An 11,076-nucleotide genomic window follows, 5' to 3' on the forward strand; every position below is an offset into this window, starting at 1 on the left:
TCCCCCGCCGCCCCGAGGGAGCGGTGGGACGACGGCCTCATCGCGTCGACGCGCGAAGGGGGCGGTGACCGCCATCGGCGGACACCGCCCCCGTTCTCGTTCTCCGGGCCCGATCAGAGGCGGCCGGAGACGAGTTCACCGTCCTTCCACACCGCGGCCACCTGGGGCACCCCCGGCCGGTAGGCCAGATACAGGTGGTTGGGGGCGTCAAGGAGGGTGAGGTCGGCGCGGGCCCCGGGGGCCAGGTGGCCCACGTCGGTACGGCGCAGCGCCATCGCCCCGCCTCGGGTGGCCGCCCAGACCGCCTCGTCCGGGGTCATCCCCATGTCCCGCACCGCCACCGCGATACAGAACGCCAGACTGGAGGTGAAACAGGAGCCGGGGTTGCAGTCGCTGGCCAACGCCACCAGGGCGCCCGCGTCGATCAACGCGCGCGCGTTCGGATAGGTCTGGCGAGTGGAGAAATCCACCCCCGGCAGCAGGGTGGCGACCGTGGGCTCGGGACGCTCGGCCGCCCCGGCCAGGGCCTCCACGTCCTCGGCCGACAGATAGGTGCAGTGGTCCACCGAGGCGGCGCCCACCTCCACCGCCAGCCGGACGCCCGGCCCCTCGCCCAACTGGTTGCCGTGGACGCGCGGCAGCAGTCCGCGTTCCATCCCGGCGGTGAGCACCCGCCGCGAGGCCCGCTCGTCGAAGGCCCCGCGTTCGCAGAACACGTCCACCCAGCGCGCCAGAGGTGCGCAGGCGTCGAGCATGGGGCCGGTGACCAGGTCGAGGTAGCCGTCGGGGTCGTCGGCGTACTCGGGGGCGACCACGTGCGCGCCGAGGAAGGTCACCTCGTCGGTGACGCGGGAGGCCACCTCCAGGCAGCGCCTCTCGTCCTCGACCGTGAGCCCGTACCCGGACTTGACCTCCAGAGTGGTGGTCCCCTGCCCGTGGGCCTCGCGTACGAACCGGCGCGCCCGCTCCTCCAGTTCGGCGTCGGAGGCGGCCCGGGTGGCGGCGACCGTCGTTCGGATCCCTCCGGCGGAATAGGGTTCCCCGCTCATCCTGGCCGCGAACTCGCGGCTGCGGTCCCCCGCGAAGACGATGTGCGAATGGCTGTCGACGAAACCGGGGATGACGCAGCGTCCGGCGGCGTCCACCCTGGCGTCGGCGGCGGGCGCGGCGGCGCGCGCTCCCGCCCAGGCGATACGTCCCTCCTCGATGACCAGGGCGGCGTCGGAGATCTCTCCGAGCGCCCCCTTCCCCAGGGACGGGTCGTTGGTGACCAGGGTGGCGATGCCGTCGACGAGGACGGTGCCGGCCCCTCCGGTCCTGTGGTGGCTCACAGCAGCTCCTTGATCGCGGAGTCGAGTTCGCGTGCGGTGTCGGGGACGAGGGTGTGCGCGCCGTCGCGGACGATCCAGACGCCGTCGACCATCACGTGACGTACGTCGGCCGAGGTGGCCCCGAAGACCACGGCGTCCACGGCCCGGTCCGGGTCGGCCCCGGCCAGACCCACCCCGTCGAGGGGGACGTTGACCAGGTCGGCCCGGGCACCCGGGGTGAGCGCCCCGGCGTCGGTCCAACCGAGCCCGGCGTGCCCGTCGACGGTGGCCGCGCGCAGCAGCGCACCGCCGTCCAGGGTGCCCCTGCGGTGGGTGCGCAGACGTTCGTGCAGTTCCACCCCGCGCGCCTCCTCGAACAGGTCCGTGCGGGCGTGCTGGTCACTGCCCAGGCTCAGCGGTACCGGCCTCGGGCCGGCGACGAGGTCGCCGGTACGCGGCAGCCCGTCGGCGAGGTCGCGTTCGGTGGTCGGGCACAGGCACACGGCGGCGCCGTGCGCGCGGACGGTGTCGACGTCGGCGTCGGTGAGGTGGGTGGCGTGGACCAGGGTCGTGCGTTCGGTGAGCGCTCCGGCCTCGGCCAGGACCCCCGTCGGGGTGAGGCCGTACGCCGCCAGACAGGCGGCGTTCTCGGCCGGTTGTTCGGAGACGTGGACGTGCAGGGGCATCCCTCCGGAGTCGGCGACGCGCGCCACCTCGGGCAGGTCCTTCGCCGGTACCGCCCGCACCGAGTGGGCCGCCACACCGGCTCTGGCGTGGGCGCCCTCGACCCGGGTGCCGCGGACCCGCTCGGCCCAGGCGTCGACGGTGCCGTCTCCGAACCTCAGCTGGGGGCCGGTCGGGGGCGGGTGTCCACCGTCCTCGCCGAGCCCGCCGGCCAGATAGCACACGTCCAGGAGCGTGATCCGGATCCCGGCGTCGGCGGCGGCGGACGTCAGCGCGTGCCCCATGACACCGGGGTCGGCGTAACGACGTCCGCCAGGGGCGTGGTGCAGGTAGTGGAACTCGCCCACGCACGCCACCCCCGCCAGGGCCATCTCGGCGTAGACGGCCCTGGCCAGCCGGTGATAGGACTCGGGGTCCAGCCGTTCGGCGGCGCGGTACATCACCTCCCGCCAGGTCCAGAAGGAACCGCCGTCGGCGTGGGTACGGCCGCGCAGGGCCCGGTGGAAGGCGTGGGAGTGGGCGTTGGCCAGCCCGGGCAGGGTGAGCCCGGACAGGCGTTCGGCGTCGATCGGGGGTTCGGTACCGGCGGTGACCGAGGTCAGCCGGCCTCCGGGGTCGACGGTCAACAGCACGCCGGCCTCGGCGGTGGGGCCGCCCGTCCACGCGTGTTCGCACCAGTAGCGGCGCTCCCCCGGGATCCGGGGGCCCTCCGGAACGCTCACGCGCCCCCTCCCGGCGTCGAGAGCAGGTCGGCGAGGACGTCGGCCAGAGCCCGGACCCCGGCGTGGCGGTCCTCCGGGTCGGCCCACTCGTGGGGCGAGTGGGAGACCCCGGTGGGGTTGCGCACGTACAGCATGGCGGTGGGCACGTGGGCGGATAGCACGCCCGCGTCGTGACCCGCGCCGGTGGGCAGGATCGGTACCGGACCGTCCGCCTCGGCGACGCGTTCGCCCAGGGTGGCGGCCAGACGGTCGCGCAGGGAGTGGGAGAACTCCACCAGGGGCGTGGTGGACTCGGCCGCCATCGTGTGGACGACCCCGTGGTCGCGCGAGGCCTTCTCCGCCGCCTCGCGTACGCCCTCCACCACCGCGGTCAACGCCGCCTCGTCGGCGGCCCGGGCGTCCAGCCAGGCGCTGACCAGCGAGGGGATCGCGTTGGTGCCGTTGGGGGTGATGTGCGCCTTGGCGACGGTGGCACGGGCGTCGTGACTCTCGGCCAGGGCACGCGCCGCCAGGATCGTGTGCGCCAACGGCAGCATGGGGTCGGCCCGATCGACCAGACGGGTGGTGCCCGCGTGATCGGCCCGACCGGTGAAGTCCATCCGCCAACGCCCGTGCGGCCAGATCGAACCGGCCACGCCGACCGCGTGCGGGGTGTCGGCCAGGGCACGCCCCTGTTCGACGTGAAGCTCGACGAAGACGTCGAACGACTCGGCCAGGCCGGGGTCGGGGCCGATCCCCTCCGGGTCCAGACCGGCCGCCTCCATCGCGGCCGCCCAGGTGACACCCGAGGCGTCGGTCAGGGAACGCGCCCGGTCCGGGTCGATACCGCCGGTGGACAGGCGGCTGCCCAGGCAGGGCACGCCGAACCGGGCGCCCTCCTCCTCGACGAACACGCCCACGGCCAGCGGACGCTCGGGGACGAACCCCCGGGCTCGGAGCTCGTCGACGGCGGCCAGGGCCGATACCACCCCGAGGGGTCCGTCGAAGGCGCCCCCGTCGGGGACCGAGTCCAGGTGGGAGCCGGTGGCCACGGCCCCCGGCCCCGGGGCGCCCCACCAGGCCCACAGGTTGCCGTTGCGGTCGGTGCGCACGTCCAGACCCCGGGCGGCGGCCGCCTCGGTGAACCAGGCGCGGGCATCGGTGTCGGCCCCCGTCCAGCTGTACCGGTGGTAGCCGCCGCCGTCGGTGGAGCGTCCGATGGGGAGCAGATCCGCCCAGAGACGGTCGAAGCTCACTCGCCCTCCCTCATCGGCACGCGGATCCCGTGGGTCTCGGCGACCCGCTCGGCCTTCTCGTAGCCGGCGTCGACGTGCCGGATGACGCCCATGGCCGGGTCGTTGGTCAGGACCCGGTCGAGCTTGGCGGCGGCCAGGTCGGTGCCGTCGGCGACGCTGACCTGGCCGGCGTGCAGGGAGCGGCCCATGCCCACGCCGCCGCCATGGTGGATGGAGACCCAGGAGGCGCCGGAGGAGGTGTTGACCAGGGCGTTGAGCAGCGGCCAGTCGGCGATGGCGTCCGAACCGTCCCGCATGCCCTCGGTCTCACGGTAGGGCGATGCCACCGAACCGGTGTCCAGGTGGTCGCGACCGATCGCCAGCGGCGCGGAGATCTCCCCCGAGGCCACCAGCTCGTTGAACCGCTGTCCGGCGGCGGCCCGCTCGCCCTGACCCAGCCAGCAGATTCGGGCGGGCAGCCCCTGGAAGGCGACCCGTTCCCGGGCCATGCGGATCCAACGGGCCAGGTGCTCGTTCTCCGGGAACAGGTCGAGGACGGCCTGGTCGGTGCGGGCGATGTCGGCCGGGTCGCCGGAGAGCGCGGCCCAGCGGAAGGGGCCCTTGCCCTCGCAGAACAGCGGTCTGATGTAGGCGGGCACGAAACCGGGGAAGTCGAACGCCCGGGTGAAGCCGCCCTCGCGCGCCTCGTCCCGAATGGAGTTGCCGTAGTCGAAGACCTCGGACCCGGCGTCCTGGAAGCCGACCATCGCCTCCACGTGCGCGGCCATGGACTCGCGGGCCCGGAGGGTGAACTCCTCCGGCTTGGCGGCGGCCAGGTCCTTCCAGTCACCGAAGGGAACCCCGAGCGGCAGGTAGGCCAGCGGGTCGTGGGCCGAGGTCTGGTCGGTGACGATGTCGATCGGCGCGCCCCGGGACAGCAGCTCGGGGAAGACCTCGGCGGCGTTGCCGAGCACCCCGATGGACAACGGTCGGCGCTCGTCGCGGGCGCGCACGGCCAACTCGAGCGCCTCGTCGAGACCGTCGGCGCGCACGTCCAGGTAGCGGTGCTCGATCCGGCGGTCGATGCGGCTGCCGTCGCACTCGACCACGATCGCCACGCCGTCGTTCATCGTGACGGCCAACGGCTGGGCCCCGCCCATGCCGCCGAGCCCCGCGGTGAGGGTGATCGTTCCGGTCAGCGAGCCGCCGAAGCGCTTGGCCGCGACGGCGGCGAAGGTCTCGTAGGTCCCCTGAAGGATGCCCTGGGTACCGATGTAGATCCACGAACCGGCGGTCATCTGCCCGTACATGGTGAGGCCCTCGGCCTCCAGACGCCGGAACTCGGGCCAGTTCGCCCAGTCGCCCACCAGGTTGCTGTTGGCGATCAGCACCCGGGGCGCCCACTCGTGGGTGCGCATGATGCCCACCGGACGGCCGGACTGCACCAGGAGGGTCTCGTCGCCCTCCAGGTCGCGCAGGGAGGCGGTGATCCGGTCGAAGCTGCGCCAGTCGCGGGCGGCCTTGCCGGTACCGCCGTAGACCACGAGGTCCTCGGGATGTTCGGCCACCTCGGGGTCGAGGTTGTTGTGGAACATCCGCAGGGCGGCCTCCTGCTGCCAGCCCTTGGCCGACAGCGTGGTGCCGCGGGCGGCGCGGACGGTACGTGCCTTGCTCATCTGTGTCTCCTTCGGGGGGGTCAGGCGAGCGGAGTGACGGACTCGACGGTGTCGACGACCGAGCCGTCGGCGACCAGGGCCGCCACGGCCGCGATCTCGGGGGCCAGGTAACGGTCGGGGCCCGGGCCGGCGACCTTCTCCCGCACCAGACGCACCACGGCGCCGGTGGCCGGCCCCGGCTCCAGCGGCGAGCGCAGGTCCAGGGCTCGGGCCGCGGTGAGCAGCTCCACGGCCAGAACGTTGGTCAGACCGTCCACCGCGCGGCGCAGCTTGCGGGCGGCGGACCAGCCCATGGACACGTGGTCCTCCTGCATCGCCGAGCTGGGGATGGAGTCGACGCTGGCGGGAACGGCCAGCCGCTTGAGCTCGGAGACGATCGCGGCCTGGGTGTACTGGGCGATCATGTGCCCGGAGTCCACACCGGGGTCGTCGGCGAGGAAGGCCGGCAGCCCGTGGGAGCGGGACACGTCGAGCATGCGGTCGGTGCGCCGTTCGGCGATGGAGGCCACGTCGGCCACGGCCACGGCCAGGAAGTCCAGCACGTAGGCGACCGGCGCCCCGTGGAAGTTGCCGTTGGACTCCACCCGACCGTCGTCGAGGACGACCGGGTTGTCGATGACGCTGTCCAGTTCGCGCCCGGCCACGAGCAGTGCGTGGGAGAGCGTGTCGCGGGCGGCGCCCGCGACCTGCGGAGCGCAGCGCAGGGAGTAGGCGTCCTGGACCCGGTTGCAGTCCGGGCCCCGGTGGGAGGCGACCACCGGGGAGTCGGCCAGCAGCGCGCGCAGGTTGGCGGCGGAGGCGGCCTGCCCGGGATGGGGACGTAGCGCCTGGAGTTCGGCGGCGAAGACCCGGTCGGTGCCCAGGAGGGCCTCGACGCTCATGGCGGCGGTGATGTCGGCGACCTTGAGCAGCCGCTCCAGGTCCATGCAGGCGATGGCCAGCATCCCGAGCATGCCGTCGGTGCCGTTGATCAGGGCCAGGCCCTCCTTGGCGCCCAGTTCCACCGGGGCGATGCCGGCCTCGGCCAGCGCCTCGGCGGCGGGACGGAGCGTTCCGGAGGCGTCGCGGACCTCGCCCTCGCCCATCAGGGCCAGCGCCACGTGGGACAGCGGCGCCAGGTCGCCCGAGCAGCCCAGGCTGCCGTACTCGTGGACGATCGGGGTGATCCCCGCGTTGAGCAGCCCGGCCAGGGTCTCGACCGTGACCGGCTCGACCCCGGTGTTGCCCGAGGCCAGCGTGCGCAGACGCAACAGCATCAGGGCGCGCACCACTTCGCGCTCCACCTCGGGGCCGGCCCCGGCCGCGTGCGAGCGGATGAGGGAGCGCTGGAGACGGGCGCGCAGATCGGGAGCGATGTGTCGGGTGGCCAGGGCGCCGAACCCGGTGCTGACCCCGTAGGTGGGGGTCTCGGCCCGGGCCAGGGACTCGACCCGCTCCCGGCCGTGGTGGACGGCCTTACGGGTCTCCTCACCGAGGACGACGTGGGCGCCGTCACGGGCGACGGCCAGGACCTGGGCCGGGGTGAGCGGGGCTCCACCGACGGCGACGGAAGAAACTGCTGTGGACATACCCCCATTCGACCTCTTCGGCCACCGCCTCGGAAGTGCCGGCACGCGGGTTCCGTCCGAAATCCCGGACAACCTCGCCGTGTACCTAGCGGATCACTCGAACCTCACATCTGAGGCCGGGGGCCGCCGCGAGACGCACGTCGCCCGTGACCAGGGAGCAGTCCAGGGCTTCGGCCACCGCGACGTAGGCGGCGTCGTACGCGGTGAGGTTGTGCCGCAACTCCCACACCCTGTCCGCGACGGAGCCCACCACATCGACGTGGGTGATGGCCTGTAGGCCATAGAGCTTACGAGCGGACTCGGCGTCGCCCGGAGCGACCTTCCCTCCGAGAACCAGCCCTCGGAGAGAGTTGAGAAGCTCCAAGGGCTGATGACTCGGCGCGTACCACTCACTGTCCGCTCCGACCACCCTGCGAGCCAGGGTGGACGTGTGATCTCGCGACCCCAGATAGAGATCGATCAGGACCGATGTGTCGACGACGATCACGCGGCTCCGTCCTCGGCCCGGGTCACGCCGTCTCCTCGGGCCTCACGCACCGCGGCCACGATCTCCTCCATGCTGAGATCGGCGCCGGGCAATGGTGTCTGTTCCACGATCTCCCTGTTCCGAGCGAACCGTGCCTCCTTCTCCAGAACACCGAGCAGGTAGGACTGGAGCGACCGGCCCGACCTCTTGGCCTCCGCGGCCAGGATGTCTCTGACCTCTTCGGGCACGTCCTTGATCTGAATAGCAGCCATGGCGCCATGGTAACAACAATTCACCCCAATCGGGGAAACAAAAGGCGCCAAATCACAAGCATTCTAGCGCCATAATGAAGCAATTCAGGTTCATGAGACCATCGGGGCATGAGTCATGTTCCGGCGGCCACACGGGCTCTACGGCTGCTGCGTTTCCTGGCCGCGCGGCCCGGGCCGATGTCCGCCTCGGCGATCGCCTCGGGGATGGGCCTGCCTCGCTCCAGCGTCTACCAACTGCTGGAGGCCATGGCCGAGGAGGGGTTCGTGACCCACCTTCCGGAGGAACGCCGGTGGGGCCTGGGCGTGGCCGCGTTCGAGATCGGCTCGGCCTACCTGCGCCACGACGGGATCGAACGGCTGGCCCGCCCCCTGCTGCACCAGCTCACCGAGACGACCGGGGCCACCGCCCACCTGGGCGTCCTGCACGGCTCCGACACCCTGTACCTGCTCAAGGAACAGCCGCCCCACGCGCCCACCCTGATCACCGGGGTGGGGGTACGACTGCCCGCCCACCTGACCGCCTCGGGACGGGCGATGCTGGCCCGGCTGCCGCGGGCACAGGTGCGCGCGCTGTATCCGGGGGCCGACGCCTTCACCGATCGCACCGGGAAGGGGCCGCGCACCCCCGGAGAACTGCGTTCGATACTGGCCGACGAGGGCCGCCAGGGGTGGTCGATGGAGGACGGACAGGTCACCGACGGCTACCTGTCCGTGGCCGCGGCCGCCTCCGACCACAACGGCACCCCGGTGGCGGCGATCAGTCTCACCGTGCCGAGCGCGCGGCCGGTCACCCCGGGGGCCCTGGCCGCGCGGGTGCGCGACGCGGCCGGGGAGCTCACCCGGCGGATGAGCGGACGCGTGTCACCGTAGGGGCGCGCTGCGCTCGACGATGGAGGGCAGGGGCGCGGTGCGCTCCACCATCCGCAGGATGTGCTCCTTGCGGTCCTTGGGCACCTGCACGTAGAACTGCGTGGCCGCCTCGGGGTCGGCCTCCAGATCCAGGGTCTCGGCGCTCTCGGCCCACCCGGGAAGCTCCGGGTCGGTGCGGTGGGTGTCCAACGCGAATTCGATGAAGTACAGGACCCGGCGACCGCCGATGTGCACCTCGCGGATCCGGCGGATCTCCTCCCAGGAGACGAAGGTGCCCTCTCCGGGGAACCACCACTTGCGTTCCTGGAGGAGGGTGACGCCGTCGCTGTCGGCGCTGATGCCCTGACTGGTGATCCGCTGGGGCAGACCGCGCACGAGGAACACGTTGCTCCCCGGGCCGAGGAAGAACATGACCAGGCCGGCGATGGCCCAGAGGGACACCGAGCCCACCGTGGCCTCCTCACGCGTCACGTGCCACAGCATCGAGCCGACGACCAGCAGGAATCCGAGGGTGAGGGACGCGGAGAAGTAGGCGGCGGTCATCCACATACGGGCGTTGGGCCCGCGCAGGCTGACATAGCGGCGCAGGTGGGAGACGCTCGCCGGTGGCCGGGTCAGATCCGAGGGGACGCCCCGTTCGTCAGGGGGGACGTCCGAGGGTTCGGGGGAAGCCATACCCCCATTCTTTCAAGCCTTCGGTGTGCTCGGTGCGCCGGCACACCCCGTTCCGTCGGCCTTCTCACGGGAACGGGCGGTCCGACCGAACCGTCGGTGTCCGACGGCGTCGGACGCTACAGTCCTGCCATGAGACGCGGCACACGTGAGTACGAGACGGCCCTCCTGGTGAACGGGGAGGTCCTGGTCCAGGACGGGGTGGTCTATCGGGGCCTGACCATGCTCCACGAGGAGGGCGAGGACAGGTTCGCGCCGTTGGAACGGTGGGCGAAGGGGGTGGCCGAGAGCCTGGGGGAACCGGTGACCTGGCGGGCCAAGGCCAAGAACGAACCGGAGGAGAGGGGGACCGCCCAGCCGGGCGAGGTCCCTCAGAATCGCCTCGCGCTCTGAGCGCCGCACTTGGCGCACTGGAACTTGCGATCGTCGCCGAGGATCCAGTCGTGGTCTCCGCCGGTGGGGCACGTTGACATCGACACCAACTCCTCAGGAAGGGGACTTCGGGGGTGTGTCGGTCATCGTAGGCCCCACCAACCACACCGGTCCCCGGAATGAGAAAATCGATACCCGACTCGTATACGCGCCCGATCCCCGGACACACGTCGGGGCCCGCCCCCGAAGGCGGACCCCGAACGGAACACGGTGATCGCGAGGATCAGTTCTGGGAGGCTTTCATGTGGGCCTCCACCGCGGCGCGGTCGGCGCGCAGCTTGGCGAGGGCCTCGTCCAGGATGAGCTTGCCCTCCTCCTCGCTACGACGCTCCTTCACGTACGCCAGGTGCGTCTTGTAGGGCTCGGTGCGCGGCGGCGAGGGCGGGTTGGCCTTGTCCTTGCCCGCGGGGAAACCGCAACGCGGGCAGTCCCACTCGTCGGGGACGGCGGCCTCGCTGGCGAAGCTGGGGACGACCTCGTGCAAGTTCGCACAGTAGAACGGAACCCGGATCCGCGGAGCGGCCTCGCCCCGCTCCGCCTCGCCCATAGGGCCGGCTCCGACTCGGCTGCCACGGATGGCACTGCCACTACCCACGAAAAACTCCTTCGGCGAACTCGCTCACCGGCGACTCGGGCGAGCTTGACTAGAACGAGGGGCCGGCGCGGCCGGTGGCGCGCTACCCGCGGTTGATCAGCAGGCCGAGAACGACGATCGTCACGATCCACACGACCCCGACACCGATGGTCATCCGGTCGAGGTTGCGCTCGACAACGGAAGACCCGCCGAGCGAGGAGGTGACACCCCCGCCGAACATGTCGGAGAGACCACCGCCCTTGCCCTTGTGCATCAGCACGAGGAGGACCAGCAGCACACTGAGAAGCATCACGAAGATGGACAGACCGAGGATCACACGCTCACCCGTAGCTCGACCCCGCAGCGGGGGGATGGACTCCTCGGCCCCCTTTCCCCACCCGCACCGACAACGACATGGGGGTGCCGTCCGGGAACGGGCCACGGAAGGAGGAGACCGGGGACGTTATCGGATTTTACCGCGCCGGCGTCGACACGGGAGGAGAAACCGCGAGGCACGGCCATCCCCTCAGCGAAGTCTAGCCCGAACGACGCACCTGTCGGACACCCGCCCCGTCACGCTTGGACATCGGAGCGTGACGAGGCGGGGGAGACGAGA

12 protein-coding genes are annotated in these 11,076 nt (G+C 71.9%); 2 read left to right on the top strand and 10 right to left on the bottom strand.

The genetic code is table 11. From position 1 onward, the window contains the following. Positions 1-113: 113 nt before the first annotated feature. The 7 genes from hutI to D451_RS0117740 all read right to left on the bottom strand — a co-directional run bounded on the left by hutI (position 114) and on the right by D451_RS0117740 (position 7,912). Positions 114-1,331: an imidazolonepropionase gene (gene hutI, locus D451_RS0117710; RefSeq protein ID WP_017535433.1), complete on the bottom strand. Its 1,218-nt coding sequence runs from the start codon at positions 1,329-1,331 to the stop codon at positions 114-116. Then, positions 1,328-2,716, bottom strand: coding sequence for a formimidoylglutamate deiminase (locus D451_RS0117715; RefSeq protein ID WP_017535434.1), 1,389 nt, complete (start codon positions 2,714-2,716; stop codon positions 1,328-1,330). Before D451_RS0117715 ends, hutI begins: the two co-directional genes overlap by 4 nt. Continuing rightward, positions 2,713-3,951: an allantoate amidohydrolase gene (locus D451_RS0117720; RefSeq protein ID WP_017535435.1), complete on the bottom strand. Its 1,239-nt coding sequence runs from the start codon at positions 3,949-3,951 to the stop codon at positions 2,713-2,715. Before D451_RS0117720 ends, D451_RS0117715 begins: the two co-directional genes overlap by 4 nt. Then, positions 3,948-5,606 carry a urocanate hydratase gene (gene hutU, locus D451_RS0117725; protein ID WP_017535436.1) on the bottom strand — a complete coding sequence of 553 codons (1,659 nt, stop codon included), beginning with the start codon at positions 5,604-5,606 and terminating at the stop codon, positions 3,948-3,950. Before hutU ends, D451_RS0117720 begins: the two co-directional genes overlap by 4 nt. A gap of 20 nt (positions 5,607-5,626) precedes the next feature. Next, positions 5,627-7,174, bottom strand: coding sequence for a histidine ammonia-lyase (hutH, locus tag D451_RS0117730; RefSeq protein WP_017535437.1), 1,548 nt, complete (start codon positions 7,172-7,174; stop codon positions 5,627-5,629). Between the two features lie 85 nt (positions 7,175-7,259). Beyond that, positions 7,260-7,661 carry a type II toxin-antitoxin system VapC family toxin gene (locus D451_RS0117735; RefSeq protein ID WP_017535438.1) on the bottom strand — a complete coding sequence of 134 codons (402 nt, stop codon included), beginning with the start codon at positions 7,659-7,661 and terminating at the stop codon, positions 7,260-7,262. After that, complete coding sequence (locus D451_RS0117740; RefSeq protein WP_014908595.1) at positions 7,658-7,912, bottom strand: FitA-like ribbon-helix-helix domain-containing protein; 255 nt, start codon at positions 7,910-7,912, stop codon at positions 7,658-7,660. The genes D451_RS0117735 and D451_RS0117740 overlap by 4 nt, the downstream gene beginning before the upstream one ends. A gap of 108 nt (positions 7,913-8,020) precedes the next feature. Between D451_RS0117740 and D451_RS0117745 the strand changes: the two genes are divergently transcribed. After that, positions 8,021-8,782, top strand: a complete 762-nt coding sequence (locus D451_RS0117745) for an IclR family transcriptional regulator (RefSeq protein ID WP_014910603.1) — start codon at positions 8,021-8,023, stop codon at positions 8,780-8,782. Here the strand turns inward: D451_RS0117745 and D451_RS0117750 are convergent. Continuing rightward, on the bottom strand, positions 8,774-9,457 hold the full coding sequence (locus tag D451_RS0117750; RefSeq protein WP_014911661.1) for a hypothetical protein: 684 nt from the start codon (positions 9,455-9,457) through the stop codon (positions 8,774-8,776). The two genes, D451_RS0117745 and D451_RS0117750, sit on opposite strands and share 9 nt — an antisense overlap. Before the next feature lie 129 nt (positions 9,458-9,586). On the opposite strand from D451_RS0117750, the gene D451_RS0117755 reads away from it, so the two are divergent. After that, complete coding sequence (locus D451_RS0117755; protein ID WP_026125158.1) at positions 9,587-9,847, top strand: hypothetical protein; 261 nt, start codon at positions 9,587-9,589, stop codon at positions 9,845-9,847. Positions 9,848-10,109: 262 nt separating this feature from the next. Here D451_RS0117755 and D451_RS0117760 read toward each other — a convergent pair whose 3' ends face one another. Beyond that, positions 10,110-10,481: an RNA polymerase-binding protein RbpA gene (locus D451_RS0117760; RefSeq protein WP_017606310.1), complete on the bottom strand. Its 372-nt coding sequence runs from the start codon at positions 10,479-10,481 to the stop codon at positions 10,110-10,112. A gap of 82 nt (positions 10,482-10,563) precedes the next feature. Then, positions 10,564-10,797 (bottom strand): preprotein translocase subunit SecG, encoded by a 234-nt coding sequence (secG, locus tag D451_RS0117765; RefSeq protein WP_014908716.1) that lies wholly within the window; start codon positions 10,795-10,797, stop codon positions 10,564-10,566. Positions 10,798-11,076: the final 279 nt, after the last annotated feature.

Source organism: Nocardiopsis alba DSM 43377 (assembly GCF_000341225.1).
GTDB classification, from domain to species: domain Bacteria; phylum Actinomycetota; class Actinomycetes; order Streptosporangiales; family Streptosporangiaceae; genus Nocardiopsis; species Nocardiopsis alba.